At 69.2% G+C, this 16,676-nt stretch carries 19 protein-coding genes; 11 read left to right on the plus strand and 8 right to left on the minus strand.

Annotated elements, in window-relative coordinates; all coding sequences use genetic code 11:
* The first annotated feature begins 167 nt into the window (after window positions 1-167).
* Window positions 168-1,115, plus strand: coding sequence for a hypothetical protein (locus ABZS69_RS34125; RefSeq protein ID WP_355379493.1), 948 nt, complete (start codon window positions 168-170; stop codon window positions 1,113-1,115).
* A gap of 7 nt (window positions 1,116-1,122) precedes the next feature.
* Window positions 1,123-1,914 (plus strand): MauE/DoxX family redox-associated membrane protein, encoded by a 792-nt coding sequence (locus tag ABZS69_RS34130; RefSeq protein WP_355379494.1) that lies wholly within the window; start codon window positions 1,123-1,125, stop codon window positions 1,912-1,914.
* Window positions 1,915-2,017: 103 nt separating this feature from the next.
* Here ABZS69_RS34130 and ABZS69_RS34135 read toward each other — a convergent pair whose 3' ends face one another.
* Complete coding sequence (locus ABZS69_RS34135; RefSeq protein ID WP_355379495.1) at window positions 2,018-3,199, minus strand: ATP-binding protein; 1,182 nt, start codon at window positions 3,197-3,199, stop codon at window positions 2,018-2,020.
* A gap of 263 nt (window positions 3,200-3,462) precedes the next feature.
* Here ABZS69_RS34135 and ABZS69_RS34140 point away from each other — a divergent pair, with 263 nt between their 5' ends.
* The 3 genes from ABZS69_RS34140 to ABZS69_RS34150 are packed head-to-tail and all read left to right on the plus strand — an operon-like array spanning window position 3,463 to window position 5,636.
* Complete coding sequence (locus tag ABZS69_RS34140; RefSeq protein WP_355379496.1) at window positions 3,463-3,921, plus strand: MaoC family dehydratase; 459 nt, start codon at window positions 3,463-3,465, stop codon at window positions 3,919-3,921.
* A 39-nt stretch (window positions 3,922-3,960) separates the two neighbouring features.
* Entirely contained in the window at window positions 3,961-4,428 is a 468-nt protein-coding gene (locus ABZS69_RS34145; RefSeq protein ID WP_355379497.1) for a SigE family RNA polymerase sigma factor, read from the plus strand.
* Entirely contained in the window at window positions 4,425-5,636 is a 1,212-nt protein-coding gene (locus ABZS69_RS34150) for a hypothetical protein (protein WP_355379498.1), read from the plus strand. The genes ABZS69_RS34145 and ABZS69_RS34150 overlap by 4 nt, the downstream gene beginning before the upstream one ends.
* 5 nt (window positions 5,637-5,641) lie before the next feature.
* Here ABZS69_RS34150 and ABZS69_RS34155 read toward each other — a convergent pair whose 3' ends face one another.
* The 7 genes from ABZS69_RS34155 to ABZS69_RS34185 form a co-directional block, all read right to left on the minus strand.
* Window positions 5,642-7,174 carry a radical SAM protein gene (locus ABZS69_RS34155; protein WP_355379499.1) on the minus strand — a complete coding sequence of 511 codons (1,533 nt, stop codon included), beginning with the start codon at window positions 7,172-7,174 and terminating at the stop codon, window positions 5,642-5,644.
* A complete protein-coding gene (locus tag ABZS69_RS34160; RefSeq protein ID WP_355379500.1) occupies window positions 7,171-7,902 on the minus strand; it encodes a prolipoprotein diacylglyceryl transferase family protein in 732 nt (243 codons plus the stop codon). The genes ABZS69_RS34155 and ABZS69_RS34160 overlap by 4 nt, the downstream gene beginning before the upstream one ends.
* Window position 7,903: 1 nt before the next feature.
* Complete coding sequence (locus ABZS69_RS34165; RefSeq protein WP_355379502.1) at window positions 7,904-8,197, minus strand: hypothetical protein; 294 nt, start codon at window positions 8,195-8,197, stop codon at window positions 7,904-7,906.
* Between the two features lie 402 nt (window positions 8,198-8,599).
* On the minus strand, window positions 8,600-9,232 hold the full coding sequence (locus tag ABZS69_RS34170) for a response regulator transcription factor (RefSeq protein WP_355379503.1): 633 nt from the start codon (window positions 9,230-9,232) through the stop codon (window positions 8,600-8,602).
* Window positions 9,229-10,446: a histidine kinase gene (locus ABZS69_RS34175; RefSeq protein WP_355379504.1), complete on the minus strand. Its 1,218-nt coding sequence runs from the start codon at window positions 10,444-10,446 to the stop codon at window positions 9,229-9,231. Before ABZS69_RS34175 ends, ABZS69_RS34170 begins: the two co-directional genes overlap by 4 nt.
* 433 nt (window positions 10,447-10,879) lie before the next feature.
* Entirely contained in the window at window positions 10,880-11,143 is a 264-nt protein-coding gene (locus ABZS69_RS34180) for a winged helix-turn-helix domain-containing protein (RefSeq protein WP_355379505.1), read from the minus strand.
* A 150-nt stretch (window positions 11,144-11,293) separates the two neighbouring features.
* A complete protein-coding gene (locus ABZS69_RS34185; RefSeq protein ID WP_355379506.1) occupies window positions 11,294-12,043 on the minus strand; it encodes a GntR family transcriptional regulator in 750 nt (249 codons plus the stop codon).
* A gap of 133 nt (window positions 12,044-12,176) precedes the next feature.
* Here ABZS69_RS34185 and ABZS69_RS34190 point away from each other — a divergent pair, with 133 nt between their 5' ends.
* The 6 genes from ABZS69_RS34190 (at window position 12,177) to ABZS69_RS34215 (ending at window position 16,407) form a co-directional block, all read left to right on the plus strand.
* Window positions 12,177-12,554 (plus strand): hypothetical protein, encoded by a 378-nt coding sequence (locus ABZS69_RS34190; protein ID WP_355379507.1) that lies wholly within the window; start codon window positions 12,177-12,179, stop codon window positions 12,552-12,554.
* On the plus strand, window positions 12,551-12,883 hold the full coding sequence (locus ABZS69_RS34195) for a hypothetical protein (RefSeq protein ID WP_355379508.1): 333 nt from the start codon (window positions 12,551-12,553) through the stop codon (window positions 12,881-12,883). The genes ABZS69_RS34190 and ABZS69_RS34195 overlap by 4 nt, the downstream gene beginning before the upstream one ends.
* 86 nt (window positions 12,884-12,969) lie before the next feature.
* A complete protein-coding gene (locus ABZS69_RS34200; protein WP_355379509.1) occupies window positions 12,970-13,824 on the plus strand; it encodes a DUF2637 domain-containing protein in 855 nt (284 codons plus the stop codon).
* Complete coding sequence (locus ABZS69_RS34205; protein ID WP_355379510.1) at window positions 13,821-14,057, plus strand: hypothetical protein; 237 nt, start codon at window positions 13,821-13,823, stop codon at window positions 14,055-14,057. Before ABZS69_RS34200 ends, ABZS69_RS34205 begins: the two co-directional genes overlap by 4 nt.
* Complete coding sequence (locus ABZS69_RS34210; protein WP_355379511.1) at window positions 14,048-14,413, plus strand: hypothetical protein; 366 nt, start codon at window positions 14,048-14,050, stop codon at window positions 14,411-14,413. The genes ABZS69_RS34205 and ABZS69_RS34210 overlap by 10 nt, the downstream gene beginning before the upstream one ends.
* Window positions 14,413-16,407 (plus strand): hypothetical protein, encoded by a 1,995-nt coding sequence (locus ABZS69_RS34215; protein WP_355379512.1) that lies wholly within the window; start codon window positions 14,413-14,415, stop codon window positions 16,405-16,407. Before ABZS69_RS34210 ends, ABZS69_RS34215 begins: the two co-directional genes overlap by 1 nt.
* Window positions 16,408-16,676 lie beyond the last annotated feature (269 nt).

Below are 16,676 nucleotides of genomic sequence, written 5' to 3' on the forward strand. Positions count from 1 at the left end.
AGGTTTCGGCCCGCCGACGATAAAGGTAGGTCAAGGTCGGTGGCGGTTTGTACGACGCCGGGTGTCATCTCACTTCCCCGGGGATGCGTATTTTGATCCCCTCTGCGCCACCCCGGTGCGGGCCACGCCCAAGTCGTGTGACTCTAGTACCGACGAGGGAGGGGCCGATGGGGTATCCGAGCGTTGAGCGCCGTCGGGTGCTCGCCGCGGCCGCGCTCGGTCGCGAATCCGGCGTTCCCGGCCCTGACCCGGACAATGGGGAGCCTTTACGCGCCGTCGCCGGCGAGATCCTGGACGTCAGCCCGCATCTGATCATCATCGAGACCCCCGGCGGCGTCGAGGAGCGGCTCGTGATCGCCCCCTGGGCCACCGCCTGGCACGGGAAGGACGCCGCGCCCGCCGATCTGCCCGCGGGTTCCCTGGTCGTCATGCGGACGCGCGACGGACGCGTGGTGGAGCGCATCTGGGCCGACACCACCCGCATCACCGGGACGATCCTGTCGATCAGCGGACGAAGAGACCTGACGGTCGAGCTCGACTGCGGGCCGCACCGGGGCCACCGTACGGTCGTCATCCCCTATCGGGCGTCGGGGCGGCTGCAGGTGCGGCATCCGATGTTCGAGCCCGGTTACCTGTTCGACGCGATCGGGATCAGGCAGGAGGAGGGGGCGAGCCTGGCCCTGCTGCCGGCGACCTCGCAGCCCCCGTACCCGGCCCGCGCGGTGCCGGCCCCGCCGCCCGCGTACGCCGGGCAGCAGTCCCGCATCTCGGGCCCCGCCACCTGGTCGGACACGTTCGACGAGGAAGAGCGCGGCGCCGCGTACCCGATGCTGGAGCGCTCCGACGCCGGCTGCCCCGATGCCGGGGTATCGTGCACCGGGCTGCCATATCTCGCCCTCGGGTCGCTGCTCCAGGTCAAGAACCTGTGCTCGCAGCGGAACGCCAACATCCCCGTGGTCGCGTGCGGTTGCGTGGCGGGGCGCTTCTGCGACCGGTGCGTCGAGTGCGACACGTCGCCGCGCGGGCGGGTCGTGGAGCTGTCGCCGTTCTCCTATGTGGAGCTCGGGGGCGACCTGGTCAAAGGCTGCTTCAACGCTCAGATCGGATTGGGGTGACGGGCACGTGGTCGAATCGCAGTTGCCGCTTCTGATCGGGCTGCTCCTCCTGGGCATGGTGGCCAAGTTGATCACCGTGCGCACGGGAGGCGAGCCCGGCTCGCTGTCCAGGCTGGGGCCCGCGGTCCTGGTGCCGGGGCGGATGCAGGGCATCGCGCTGCTGGTCTGCGCGGCGGGCGAGCTGTTCCTGGCGGTCGGGCTGCTGGTCACGACGCATCCGTTCTTCCGGTGGGGCACGGTCGCCTTCTTCGCCCTGTCCACGTACGTGCTGCTGGAGCTGCGCAGGCGCCGGCCGGACGCGGGCTGCGGCTGCTTCGGCGAGGTGAGCTCGGCACCGGTCGGGTTGCGTTCGGTCGGCCGGACGGTCGCCCTGACCGGGATGGCCGGGCTGTCGGTGTGGGCACCGGCGCCGGGGTGGGCGGCCGTGATCCACCCGTCGTGGCTGACGGTCGCGGGGGTGGCCGTGCTCGCGCTGCTCTCCCCGGAGATCGAGGAGCTGATCGACCGCGTACGGTTCCGCGCCCCCTGCGAGCAGCGCCGCGGCCCCGCCGAGTCGGTCACGCTGGCCAGGCTCAGGTCGAGCGGCACCTGGCGGGCCCACGCGGGCGAGCTGACCTCGACCGAGCCGTACGACACCTGGCGCGAGCTGTGCTGGCGCTTCTTCGCCTTCCGGAACCACGACGCGGACGACGTGGTCTTCGCCGTCTACCTCAGCGGCCGGCGCCCGGCGGTGCGGATGGCCGTGATCGGCACGGCGGACCACGGGTCTCTGCCGGAATATACGCCAGTATCGGCCTGACGCTAGAAAGCCGTAGATTCCGCTCGACAGGCATGGCGATATAGCTCTATTGGGCTGTCTAGCTTCCCCACTAGACAGCCCAATAGAGGTCTAGGGGCGTCGCTCAGATCGGCTGAGCGCGCAGGAACTTCCCGAAGTGCGGCACCGTGAACGCGATCAGGCCGCGCTCGGCGCTGTAGATGAGCCCTTTCTTGATGAGGCTGTCGCGGGCGGGCGAGAGGCTGGACGGCTTTCGCCCGAGGGCGTCGGCCACCTCCGCGGTGGCGACCGGCTCGTCGCCGATCTGCGCCATGGCGTGCATGTAGTCGCGCTCGGCCGGGGTGGCGCGCTCGTAGCGGCTGCCGAAGAACCCGACCGCGAGCTCCTCCTCGGCCTCCGGCGCGGAGACCTTGACGTCTTCGATGGTGATCGGGCTGCGCGGCGCCAGGTCCCAGGCGACCTTGCCGTACGCCTGCACGAAGTAGGGGTAGCCGTCGGCCGCCTCGTAGAGGGCGTCGAGGGCCTCCTGGGTGAACTCCACCTCTTCCTCCCTCGCCGGCAGGATCAGCGCGAGATCGGCCGCATCGCGGTCGAGCTTGTCGATGCGCGCGTAGCGGAAGAGCCGCTCGGAATAGCTCTTGCTGGCCGACAGCACGCTCGGCAGGTGCGGCAGCCCGGCCCCCACCACGATCAGCGGCCCGCCCGTCTGGGACAGCTCGTGGCAGGCGGCGCAGAGCGCGGAGACGTCGGCGGCCGGGACGTCCTGCATCTCGTCGATGAAGAGCGCGATGCCCACGGCCAGGTCGGTGGCCACGCTCGCGGCGTCGACGAACAGCTCGGTGAGGTCGATCTCCAGGTCGCCGGAGTCGGCGCGCCCGCGGCTGGCAGGCACCTCGATCCCGGGCGACCAGTGGGAGGTGCCCTTGGCCGCCGCCGGATCGCGCATGGCGAACGCCTTGAGCACGCCGAGGAACTCCTCGATGCGCTCGGGGGCGCGGTGGCGCGGCGCCAGCTCCCGGATGGCCATGTGCAGGGCGGCCGCCACGGGACGCCGGATCGACTGGTCGGGCCGGGCCTCGATCTTGCCCGTGCCCCACAGCCGCTGCATGGCCATGGACTTGAACGTGTTGAGCAGAACGGTCTTGCCCACTCCCCGCAGGCCGGTGACGACCATGCTGCGCTCGGGACGGCCGCGGGCCACCCGCTCCAGCACGACCTCGAACTGCTGCAGCTCTCGGTCACGCCCGGCCAGCTCCGGCGGACGCTGCCCGGCTCCGGGAGCGTAGGGGTTTCGCACAGGGTCCACGCTCTCGGACTTTATTGCCGGATATAGCGGCCGTCTTAGATTTGGGAAGAAAGTGCTACGGCGTGTCCGAGCAGGGGCGGTCGCCAGCACCGTCATCGGACACACCCCCTCTCACCAGGCCGAACCCTTGTTCGATTGCGGTACCTAGAACTGTAGCGCGGACTCGAACACCTATGCGATGGTTTCGAGTAAAGATCTTCGCAACGGGTCGCCGGGGCGCCGAACTTGGCAGCCGTCCCGCCCGCGCAATAGCGTTCGGATCCATGCGGACCTTCGCGAATGTTCAGGAGCTCAAGGCGGCCGTCGGCGAGACGTTCGGTCCGACCGAGTGGCGCACCGTCACCCAGGACCAGGTCAACCTCTTCGCCGACGCCACCGACGACCATCAGTGGATCCACGTCGACGTGGATCGGGCCAAGGAGGGGCCGTTCGGGGGCACGATCGCCCACGGCTACCTCAGCCTGTCGCTGCTGCCGTCGTTCATGTTCTCGATGGTCAAGGTCGAGGGCATCGCCATGGGTGTGAACTACGGCCTCAACAAGGTCCGTTTCCCCCGGCCGATCCTGGTCGGCGCCCGGATCAGGGCCGTGGGCGAGCTGACGGACGTCAAGGGCACCCCGGCCGGCTACCTGTCCAACCTGAAGATGACGATCGAGATCGAGGGCGAGAAGCGGCCCGCCTGCATCGCCGAGACGCTGAGCCTGTACGTTCCCGCCGAGTAGGTTTGCAACAGAAGCGCGTCCCATGTGATCCCTGGGTTCGTGGAGGATTTCGACGAGTTCGTCCGAGCCCGGGGCGACGCGCTGCTCCGGTACGGCTTCGTGCTGGCCGGAAATGCCGAGGACGCGGCCGATCTCGTACAGGAGGCCCTGGCCCGGCTGGGTGACGCCTGGCCCCGCGTGCGCAAGAAACACGACCCCGAGGGGTACGTCCGCACGACCATGGTCAGGCTCCACATCAGGTCGTGGCGCCGGCGGCACCGGGAGGACCTGGTGGCCGACGTCCCCGAGCGCGGCGAGCTCGACCGGTACGGCGACGCCGACCTCTGGGCCGACCTCCAGGAGCTGCCCCGCAAGCAGCGGGCCGTACTCGTGCTCCGGTACTACGAGGACCTCTCGGACATAGAGATCGCCGAGATCCTCGGCGTCTCCCGCGGAACCGTGCGCAGCCAGGCGGCCCGCGCCCTGGACAAGCTCCGGATCAAGCGAGTGCTGCAGGAGACGCGATGAGCGGGGCCTCGGGAAGGCGTGATGACGCGGTGAGGGACGAGCGGGACCTGGTCCGTACCCTGCGGACGGCCGCCGTCCAGGTCGAAGGCCGTGATCTGGCGGACGGCGTGGCCCGCCGGCGCCGCGCCCGGCGTACCAGGAAGCGCGTGCGGGTGGTGCTCGCCGCCGCGGCGGTGGTGGCGGTCGTGGCGGGTACGGCGGCGGTCGTCTCACGCGTCGGCGACGGCCGCCGGGCCGAGCCCGCGACGGTCCTGCACGGCTGGGACTCGATCAAGTCGGCCGCCGAGTTGTGGCCGAGTGCCGTGGTCAAAGTGCCCGCCTACGACTCCGAGGGCTGGCGAACGCAGGTGGCGACCAGCATGAGCGCGACCGAGGTGCTGCTGCTGGCGAAGTCCAAGAAGGACCGGCGGCTGGAGGTGTACGACTCGGCGCGCGGCGCGATCCGGATCCTGGGTTCCATCCCCGAGGCCCAGGATCTGCGATACGTGGCGGTGGGAACGCAATACATCGCCTGGTACACGGGCCCGCTCGCCGGTGGGCCGGTAAATTTCTGGATCATGCCCCGAGCGGGCGGCGTGGCCAGGCGCGTCGGCGAGATCGTGCAGGATGTCCAGTCGGTCGGGATCCCGGGAGACACCCTCGTGTGGTCGGTCAGAGGAGGAGGCGGCGTCTACCGCATGCCCGTGACCGGCGGGGCCCCTCAGCGGCTGCCCGGCACCGACGGGCTCCAGTTGACCTACTGGCCCTGGGCCGCGGGCCAGAACCAGATCGTCAACCTGGAGACCGGCGAGTCGACCGAGGTCTCCCTGCCCGACGGAGTGCGGTCGATGCAGTGCCATCCGGAGTGGTGCGTCGGAGCGCAGGAGCGGCGCGCGATCGTACAGCGCGTGGACGGGTCCGAGCGGCAGGTGCTGCCCCAGCAGCTGCGGCCGATCGGAAACGTCAGGCTTGGGCTGCTGGGCGACCGTTATGCGATCTTCAGCGTGCTGGATGAGCCGATGAAGCGGGGGGTGCCGCTGAACATCGTGTACGACTTCGCGACCGGGACGATGGCCAAGCTCGGGGAGAGGCCGTTCGCCGCGGGGGACGGTTCGGTCGGATACGGATACTCGTCTTCGCCGTCGACCACGCCCTTCTGGTTCACCGCGGCGAGAGTGCAGGACGCCAAGGAGTACATCGTTCTGAACACGGCGGCCATCCCCCGGTGACTCCCCTACAGGGCCGCCTCGAACGGGCCGCGCGGCCGGGCCGCCACCGCCGACAGGCGCTGCCGCGAGAGCTGGGGCCAGGCCTGCACGGCGCAGAACGGCGCGCACTGGTCCTGCTCGGCCCGCGTCCCCACGTGCACGCAGCACTGCGCGAGCCGTTCCTCGATCATGGTCGAGATGTCCATGAACGGCTTGATCGTGATCCGGACCACCCGCTCCCCCAGCATCCTGCGCAGCTTCTTCCGCCTGACGGTCAGGGCGAGCAGCGTGGAGATGCCGAGGTCGCAGTTCTCGCTGATGGTCTGCCACAGGTCGCCGATCTGCGGGTGCGACAGTGACGACTGCTCCGACAGCAGGCCGAGCAGCGACTCCTGTACGGCAAGGCGCAGCTCGCGCGGCAGCTCGGTGTCGGCGATGCGGTTGGAGACCAGGCCCAGGTTCTGCTTGAGGCGGTCGTGGCCGATCAGCGCGGTGAGCGAGCGCCACCTTCTCGAGTCGTCGCGCAGGAGGTAGCCGACCGAGCAGCAGTGGGGGTGGGAACAGGGCAGGGCGGTCAGGTCGCGCCAGGTCACGAGGCCGTCGGTCTGCGGGCCGAGGCGCTTGAGCACGCCGGTGTGGGTGAGCCGGTCCATGGGGTCGATGGCGCCCGACCGGCCGGACCCGAACTGGGGTTGGATCGACACGCCTCCCACGTACGGCGCGTCGAGGGCGAGGCGTACGACGTCGCCGATCTCACCGTCGTTGACGCCCAGCGCGACGGTCATGACGAGGGTCGTGAAGATCTCCCGCTCGGACAGCCTGCTCACGGCCTGGGCCTTGATGCGGGTCAGGTCGCCGCCCCGGTGATGCTTCGAGGACTCCGCCGACGGGCCGTCGTACTGGAGGTAGACCTCCACCCGCTCCCTGTGCTCGGTGAGCAGGTCGAGGAGGGAGTCGTCCCTGGCTACGAGGACGCCGTTGGTGTTGATCAGGATGCGGGTGACCGGGCGCCGTTCGAGCTCGGTGAGGAGGGTTTTCAGCTCGGGGTGGAGCGTGGGCTCGCCGCCGCTCAGCATGAGGACGTCGAGCTTGCCGTTCTCCCGTTCGAGGCGTTGGTCGACGTTCGCGAGGATGTCCGCGACGGGGACGACGCCGGTCAGGTCGGGTGAGCTGTCGGCGAAGCAGGTGGGGCAGCGGAGGTTGCAGGCTTCGGCGATGTCCTCCAGGAGGATGCAGGTGTGCTGGGTCTGCATCTCGGGGAGACCGTGGAGGTAGGCGGAGGGGATCGGGAGGAAGTTCCCGGAAATATCGGGTACGTGCTGCTTTGTCGGGGCAGTCCACTCTTCGAGATATTTCAGGATTTCTGGGTCTTCGTCGTACAACGTCTTGATTAGGCCGTGTTCGCGGCAGCCGCGCTCCAGCCAGATCTTGCCGTCGCGTTCGGCGAGGTAGCCGCTCAGCCGTTCGACCCCGTCGAGGTCCTGGCCGTGGCAGTGGGGGCAGAACGCGTTGACGTACCTGTGGATGCGGTCGCCCCGCAAACCCATGCCTGCACTCATGTCACGACCTTCGCTCGAAAAAGGGGAACATAGTAGCCGCGCCGCCAGCCGTACCCGAGCCTGAGGGCGAGCAGCAGCAGGCTCGGGACGAGGAACCACTGGGGCCTGGTCAGGTCGAGCCACACCGTCTCGTTCGCCCTGGTGAACTCGACGAGGAAGCGGAAGGCCGCGTACGCGGCGAGGTAGAGCGTGAACAACTCGCCCGGCTGGGTGAGCCGCTTGCGCGCCCACTGGAGCGCGGCGAAGGCGGCGAGCTGGAAGATGATCTCGTAGATGAACGACGGGTGCATGGCCTGCCCGGTGAGGCAGCCGGGGCACTCGGGAGTGGTCGGGGGCGCGTGCACTCCCCACGGCAGATCGGTCGGCCTGCCCGGCGCCTCGGTCAGATGGCAGCCGATCCGGCCGACCGCCATGCCCAGCGCGACGGCCGGGGCGAACAGATCGCCCGTCCGCTCCTTGTAGCCGATGATCTTCTTGGCCAGCAGCACGCCCACGTACGCGCCGGTCAGGCCGCCGAGGATGCTGCGGGAGCCGTACAGCCAGAGGTCCTTGAGATCCAGCGTCTCCAGCCAGCCCGCCAGCCGCATCCCGATGGCTCCCCCGACCAGCGCGCCGGCGACGGCGGTCAACGACTGCTCGTTGAGCGCGCCCCTCCGCCGCGCCTCCCGTACGAACACGACGGAGGCCACGAGCACGCCCAGGCCGACGAATATCTCGTGGTAGGGCATGTCAGGTGTACAGGCCGGGGTTGAGGCCCGTGCAGAACCCGGCGGTCACGATGGACCAGAGCGCCCATCCGATCATCAGGCCGAGGCCTATGCCTTTGGTCCACGGCTTGTGTACGAACTGCAGCCCTGCACCGGCGCCCAGGCCGATGAGGGCGAGCGCGATCGCGCCGACCACCAGGTATGGGGTGGTGGCGCTGTCAGATGTGCCGAAGGCGGCGACGAAGACGAGCAGCCCGATGACGATGTTGAAAACGCTGTAGACGGCCACGCCGGCGAACGCCAACGCGACGAACACCCCCGTTGACGTACCCCCAGTCACCGGCGCCCCCTGTGGATAGGGCGGCGGCCCGTACTGGGGCGGCCCGTACTGGGGCTGCCCGTACGGGGGCTGCCCGTGGGGCGGCTGACCGTACGGAGGCTGTCCGTGGGGCGGTTGCCCGGGACCGCTCGGGTACGGCGGAGGCGGCGGTGGCCCGTACGGCGGTTGCCCGGATCCGCCACCCGGAGACGGCGCCGACGACGGGGACGACGACGGGGGCAACGATGGGGGCAACGATGGGGGCTGCGACGGGGGCTGCGATGGGGGTACCCAACCCTCCCGCCCGTCGGATGACCCTTCCCCCGAAGGCGGGGTGGGCTCTCCGGGCTGCTCCGGGGGCGGAAGCGGGGGCATGCTCACAACGCCCAGATTAAGCCTCTACGCCCCTTCTCCCGAGTAGTAAATCGCCGCCTGCACCCGGCTCTTCAGCCCCAGCTTGTTCAGCACCCGGCTGACATGCGTCTTCGTCGTCGCCTCCGCCATGTCCAGCTCTCTCGCGATCTCGGCGTTCGACAGCCCCCGCCCGATGCAGGCCAGCACCTCCCGCTCCCGAGGCGTCAAACTCCCCGGATCGGCCACCGGCTCCCGCCGCGGCGCCTGCCCGGCGAACGCCGCGATCAGCTTCCGCGTGACCCCGGGCGAGATCAGCCCATCCCCTCGCGCCACCAGCCGCACGGCCTCGACCAGCGATTCGGCGTCCGTGTTCTTCAGCAGGAACCCGGCGGCTCCCGCCCGCAGCGCCCCGAAGACGTACTCGTCGAGATCGAACGTGGTCAGGATCAGCACATCGCAGACCCCCGCCAGCTCCCGGGTGGCCGAGATGCCGTCGAGCCGCGGCATCCGCACGTCCATCAACACCACGTCGGGGCGTGCCTCCCGGGCCATGGCCACGGCCTGCTCCCCGTCCGCCGCCTCACCGACGACCTCGATGTCCTCGGCCCCGTCCAGAATCAGCACGATCCCCACCCGCACCGCCGCGTGATCGTCGGCCACCAGCACCCTGATGGTCACCGCGCCCCCTCGGACCGCGCCTCAACCCCGGACTCCCTTTCACTGGACCCAAAACCCAGAACGATCGCGTACGGCCCCGCCTGCTCATCACCGGTGGGCAACTCGGCCGACACCCGCCACAGCTCACCGCCTTCCAAAGCCCCGGCCTCAAACGAACCGCCGACCAACAAGACCCGCTCCCGCATCCCGATCAACCCTGCCCCAGCACCAGGCAGCCGCGCCCCCCGCCCGCCGACCGCGTTCTCGACGACCAACAGAACCCGCCCGACCTCGTACGAAATGACGATCTGGACGGGTGATTCCCCGTGCTTGAGCGCGTTGGTGAGCGCCTCCTGCAGAATCCGATACCCAGCAAGATCAACAGGTGCGGACAGCTCCCGAGGCTCCCCCTCGACCCGCAACTCGGCGACCAACCCGGCCCGCGTGACCCTCTCGACCAACGTCTCCGCATCGGCCAGCCGCGGCCGCATGGCCTCAGCGGGATCATCGCCCTCCTGCCGCAGCAGCCCGATCATCGTCCGCATCTCGGCCAGCCCTTTCACGCTGTTCTCCCGTACGGACTCCATGACCTTCCGAACGGTCTCCCGATCGAGATCCTTACGCGAGAGCGCGGCGGTGGACTGGATGGCGATGGCGCTGAAATGGTTCGCGATCATGTCGTGCAGCTCGCGAGCCATCCGCGTACGCTCCGCCGCGACAGCCGCCTGCCGGTCGAGCTCGGCCAGATGAGCCACCTGCTCGGCCCGCTCCCGCTCCGCCGCCGCCCGATCCCGATGCTCCCGCAACACCAGCGCCGTGGTGACGGGCGTCACCAGCACCAGCCCCGCCTGCACTCCCATGACGGCCAGCAGCCGCCAATCCGCGGCAAGGAACCCGGCCACAGCCCCGGCCGCCACCGCCAGCACGGCAGTGATCCCCAGCAACCACCGAGCGAACCGAGCCGGCCCATAAAGCGCCGCAGCATAGAGGTTGTCAGTAAAAATCAGAACCGTCGCCAGCGAAGGCCCCACGAACGCGTCGATCGTGATCGCCACAACCCCCAGCCCCAGCGAGGCAAGGGGCGCCCGCTGCCGCACCAGCACCCCGGCACAGGTGATGGCGAGCGGCACGCACAACAGCCAGATGGGCACACCCCGCTGGAGCGCGGCCCCACCCGCGATGAGCACCACACCCATCGCAAAGGCCACCCCGGCCCCCAACGCCACCCGATTCATGTCCCCATCTCACCACCCCACACGCCCCGTTCCCTCCTACGCGGGGCCCGCCTGTGGATACACCCTTCGATGTACCACCACCTTGGGGACAACCACCGAGATCACCCTCCACCCCGACGCGCCGCACCCGGCCCCTCGCGGGCCGTGCCGGTCGGGGGAGCGGGTGCAGGCAGCCCATGATTGCCGTATCTGGTTCGAGGCACTCCCCAAAACCCGCTATGCTTGCTTACGCAGCAAGCGGCCGTAGCTCAATGGATAGAGCATCTGACTACGGATTAAATACCGTATAGCAGCGTACGACAAGCCGTTTGACCAGGTCCGGCATAAGCAGCGTACGCGCCGAATCAGAACGCTAAACAGCGATCAAGGAATCCGCAGGTCAGACACCGAGAACCCTCGCCCAGCACCGCACTGGCGAGGGTTTCGAGCGTCGCTAGTCCTCGTCTTCAGGCTCGGGGCCAACGAAAGAGCCGAGACGGAGTCGCGTATATATCAGCCCCTGCTCGCGCAAATCCGTGAACGCTTTCCGCACCGTATTCGGCGCAACCCCGAATTCCTGGGAAATAGTGTTTTGGGTAAGCATGTGGCCGGGCCTGTATTTGCCTTCACGAATGCGTTTCCGGATTTCGTTGGAAAGCTGGCGCCAAACCACCATGTCTTTCCGCCATTGCGGTTCGCCGTTCCGGAACTCGATCACGTGCAGCAGCGTAGATGATCATGCTTGAGCCCTCTTCAGCCGCCACAAGCACGCTTCAGCGTGCTGCAGCATGCACAAGCGTGCATAAGAACCCTTGGGTGCGGGTAGGAGGCTGGCCGCGGTCGGTGCGGCGCCACCCGCGCCGGCCGCTCAGCTGTCGCCGACCGGCCCGTTATAGACCAGCTTCGTGCTGTCGGCCGGGACGATGATGTCTGCCACCTCCACCACCTGCTCGCCAGCGAAATACGCCCGCTCGACCACCAGCACGATGCTGCCGGCGCCGATGCCCAACTGCCTCGCCTCATCGCGGGCCGCAGCCCGCGCCCACACCTCCTCATCCCAGGCGTCCACCTGGACGCTGATGGCGGCCATACGGTGGGTGACGCCCTTGCCCGCATGCGGGCCGCCCTCGGGAAACGCGATCAGCGTGCCCTTCGTGAGCGCGAGCGGCTCCCAGCTGGTGGAGAGCATCCATGGCTGGTCGTCGTCGGCGGACGCGAACGTGTAGATGGTGCGCATGACGTCGTGGCGGTCGCCGTCCGGGTCGGCCAGACCGAGCCGCTCCCGCACGTCCGGGGGCGCCTGCATCGTGTCCGAGCTCCACTCCCAGGAACCTCGCCTGCCCTGCTCCTCCATCTGCTGGGCGAACGGGCTCCCGGCCTGACGTTCGCGGAACCAGGACCGCACGAGCGACCGGCGTTGGCGTCGTTGCCTGACGAACATCCCGGCTCCGGGCCGGGATACCAGGAGCCCTTCGCGTACGAGGAGTTTCGTCGCCTCGGTGATGACGCCGGGTGCGACACCGTACTCGGCGGCGAGCTCCTGACGGGCGGGCAGCCGGTCGCCTGGGGCGAGGTCGCCGCGAGTAATGCGGGTGCGCAGATCGGCCGCAATCCGCATGTACAGGGGTTGATCTCCAACATTGGTCACGCCGTACAGCTTGACGTGCTGCATATACAGCTTGCAAGCTAACCGTGCGGCTAGACAGCCGCATATACAGCTCCTCTTTCTGATCTGGTGGTGATTCCGCGCCGTGACAACGTGGACCCAGGACTACCTGGCTCACCCAGGCAGCATCAGTGCTGCCGCCGATTACGCGGAGGCGATCGTCAGCGCGCGTATCCCGGGGCGCGGAGACGACGCCCGCCAGGTCGTGCACGAGCTGTTCGCCGCCGCGATCGCCCGCTCGTCGCCGCTCTCCAACCTGAACCTGACGACGATCTTCACAGACACGCCGAAGATCATGCTTCGCTTCGAGTTGTCCTTCCCCAACGACGTCGACCGCGCAGATACCGCGCTGGCCACCGTGTCTGCGTTGTCGGACGCGTACGGCGAGCGCCGTGACCGGCAGGGCGGACGGATGGTGTACGCGGAGCTGTGGTCGTGGCCCCAGACAGGCGGCGCTGTATGAGCGGGTTGGCCTCACTGCCTTGCGGGCGATGCGGCATCAACGTCATCGAAGCCCGCGCCCTGGGCGGCGGCAAGTATGTGCTCGACGCCGTCCCGGTGCATGGCGGCGATATCGCCATCTGGCCGATGGGCAACGATCCGAGTCAGCTCACGTGGCGGTGCAAGGCGCGGCCGGCGGAAGTGCCTCAGCCGTACAGCTCGACGACGGGCCGGCTGCTGGACATCCCGGGCTGGGATGGGGGAGCCGCCGCCAACGCCCGCAAATGGTACGTCGAGCACCAGCACGGCTTGACGTCCGCTGAGATCGTCGCCCGGCGAAGAAGCTCATAAGCGAAGAAGGCCCCCGCCCCAGGTTGCAGCCCGGGACGGGGGTTCTTCCAGCTCAAGACACCTAATGCAACTAGGAGTCCTAAACCATGCAAGAAACTACGGCCGCGCCCGCGATCGCGCCAGCCGTGTCCGAGATGTCCCGGCCCGCACCAGCCCAGCCCGCCTGGCCGCGCGCCGGGACGCCCGTAGCTGGCGGGCGGGTCATCCGCGGCGTCGCCATCGTCGTCCTGCTCGGTGTGGCCGCCGCTGCCGCGTACGTGTCGTACCACCACTTCTACGCCCTCGCCATCCAGTTGGGCGAGCGGCACGACATGGCGATCCTCTACCCGGCCATGTCCGACGGCGTCATCGTCATGGCCTCCCTGGTGATGGGGTACTGCTCCCGGCGCGGCCTGCCTGTACCGGTCCTCGCCTGGGTCGCCCTCGCCCTGGGCGGCGCGGTCACCTTGGCGGCGAACGTCGCGCACGGCTGGGACGGCGGCACCGGGTCCCGGCTGCTCAGTGCCCTTGCGCCGCTCGCGTTCGTCGGCGCCTACGAGCTGCTCATGTGGCTCGTACGGTCCGGCCAGGCAGCCTCCGAGCCGGAACCCATCGAGCCGGCCGAGCGGGTCGTGTACCAGACCGTGGAGGTGCCGGTCGAGGTGGTACGCGAGGTGCGGGTGCTGCCGCGAGACCAGTTCGAGGCGGCGCAGTGGGAGTACGAGGAGAGCCTCCTCCCCGACCGTCGTCGGGCTGGCCGCCGGTCGCTGGCGTCCCACTGGGGGATCACCGAACGGGAGGCGGAGCGCATCCAGAACGAGGTGGACGCCGAGCGGGCCCCCGCCGCCGAGGACGACCAGCCGATCGAGGAGCGCGAAGAGGTCGAGGAGGCGGGGCCGTCCCGGCCCGAGCTCGTCTACGAGCTGCCGGTCAACGGCTGGCGCGAGGAGGTCGGCCTGTGAACGGCCGCCGACGCGCCCGCGCCAGCCGAGCCGAGTGGGCCGGGTTCGTGGCCGTGCTGCTCGTGTTCGGCGCCGCCTGGGCGTGGGCCGCGCGCACCCCGGCCATCCCCGTCTGGGTGGCCGGGGCGGTCGGGTTCGTGGCCGGGATCGCGGCCACCGTGTGGTGGCAGCGGCTCGTGGCGCGGACCGCCTACCGGTTCGGCTACGTCAAGGTTCGGGGCCGGTGGTGGTGATGGCTGGCCATCGCAAAACGCCGGCCGGGCTCGATGTGATCGAGTTCGACGGCAGCGAAAGCGTCGCGAAGTACGCCGCGGCGTCCCGCGACCACAACCGTGCCCTCAGCCAGGAGTATGAGGCGGCGGCCGAAGACCTGTACGGCATCCTCAAGGAGCTCGGCGACGGCGCCTGGTACAAGTTCGGGTTCGACGTGAAGCGCCGCGCCGGGAAGGTCGCCGCCCGGTTGGAGCGCATGTCGGAGATGGCCGGCTGGGTGGCCACCGAATCGGTGCTGCTCAATCTGGAGTATCGGCGGCAGTTCTCCGAACTGATCAGCCCGGAGCCGGACAAGCCGCGGATCTGGGATTGGTGATGGCGCGACGCACCCCCACCGGCAGCACGGTGGATGTCACCGAGCTGCAGGACACCTCGTGGGATCGGCTGTGGGCTCGGGAGGCGTCCCGCATCCTCGTTTATGTCCCGCCGTGGATAGCGGTCGCCTTGGTCTTCGGGCTCGGGTCGGCGTTTTATTGGATTCTCGCCTCCGATGACCCGGCGACGATCGCGTGGACGATGTTTCTGCTCGTGGTCTGCACCCTGGCGTTGGCCGGCGGCACCTGGTGGTGGTCGCACGCCCGCTCCACCGGCGGCAGGCTCTTCTCCACTCTCACGACCGCCGCGGGAGGGCTGTGGGTGTGCGCGGCCACGATCAACGGCCCGGCCGGGGTCATCACCGGCCGGGCCGTCCTGATCGGCGGAGTGGCGTTCGCTCTCGCCTGGAACATCCGCAGCACGCTCAGGCGCAAGGGCGTCGACACCGCGGCCGCCCTGGCAGACCCGCTCGCGGTGCTGTTCGGCCGCGGCGCCGAGAAGGCCGGCATCGACGCCCAGGCGTCCACCACCAAGGCGGGCGAGCACAAGGTCGAGGGCGACGTGCAGCTCGACGAAGGCCGCGCAGTCGCCGAGGACCTGCAGAAGAAGGCCGCCTACGTCGAGTCTGGGATGCGGCTGCCGCCCGGGTCCATCACGGTGTCGATCGACCCCGACGACGCCTCCAGAGCGAAGGTGACGATCAGCGACCCGCGCGTGTTGAAGAACCGGATCCCGTGGCCGGGCGCGTCCCGGCCGGGCGGGAGCGTCGCGGACCCGGTCAGGCTCGGCCTGTGGCAGGACCTCGACCTGGTCGAGGTGATCTTGCACGGCTACCACCTGCAGATCATGGGGATGTCCGGCAGCGGCAAAAGCATCGGCGCCTGCTGGAACATCCTGTCCGAGCTGATCACCCGCTACGACTGTGCCGTGTTCGGCGCTGACGTCACCAAGGCCGACCAGACGCTCGGCCCGCTCGAAACCGGCCTGCACCGCGTCGAGTACGAGATCGGGCGCGTTCGGGCCATGCTGCGCGACATCCAGGCCCAGATACCAGCGCGCACGGCATGGCTGGCCGAGCGCGGATTCCAGAAGTGGAAGAAGGGGTGTGGCCTCACCTACTGGGTGGTGTGGCTGGAGGAGGCGCCCGACATCCTGGCCGCGCTCCCGGAGAAGGAGCTGGAGGACTTCCTGTCCATGGTGAAGGCCATCAGGTCGGCGGGCGGGACCGTGGTCATGAGCTTGCAGCGGTCGGACTTCACGCAGATGCCGACCCTCGCGCGCGGCCAGCTGGCGAAGATGTGCCTGGGGGTGGAGTCCCCGGGCGACGCCAAGTTCGGGCTGTCGACGGAGCAGCGGGAGCGTGGCGCGAAACCGGAGCGGTGGGCGCAGAAGCAGCCCGGCATGGCCTACCTGGACGCGCCCAGCATCCCCGACGAGCGGATCGCGATGGCGCTCCGCACCTGGGACTGGGGCGAGGACGACCAGGAAGCTAACGCCCGCATGCGGGCGCACGCATCCGACTGGCCGGCCAGCGCCAAGGAGGTCGACGAGTTCACGCAGATCGTGGCCGCCAACTTCGGCGCCGGCGCGGCGGCCGGACTCGACGACGACCCACCAGAGGAGAAGGAGCCGCCCGTGGGCGACCTGGTGAAGACCGAGAACCCGAGCCCCAACCTGACGGCAGGGATGGACGACCCGATCGAGGCGGCCGACAACGCCAAGTTCCCGGCTCGGAAAGGCCCGCGGATGGAGGCCGGTGAGGCGCGCGGCGTGCTGCTCGACCAGCTGCGCGCGTGGGTGCGCGAGGAGCGGCTGGAGTTCGCGGTGAAGGATCTGAAGGAGGTGAAGGAGCGGACCGGGTACAGCTCGCGCGGCTGGCTCAACGACCAGTTGGCGATCCTCGCCGACGAGGGTGTGATCGAGCGGGACGACGCGAAGCGCTGCTACCGAATCATCCGCGCGGACGTGCTCTCTGGGGAGCCTGCCGGGGTGTGAGTGTCGCGACAGGGGCCCGGGGTGATCGTGAGGGAGGTACAGGTCGGTGGCATGCGACAGGTGTCGCGACAGTCGCCGACACTCTCCCGCGACACCCTTCCGACACCCGAAGCAAGATCAAAAATGGGATCGCGACCGCATCCCACGCGCAGCCGTACGTGCGGGGGCGCCCGGCCGCTTCCCCACGACCGGGCGCCCCGAACCAGGCTACGCAACCTGCATGTCCACTTTTGGACATGCCGATCACATAGTTCTCGCCAACCACTCCC

The sequence above is a fragment of the Nonomuraea sp. NPDC005650 genome (assembly GCF_040605375.1).
Classification (GTDB): Bacteria; Actinomycetota; Actinomycetes; order Streptosporangiales; family Streptosporangiaceae; genus Nonomuraea.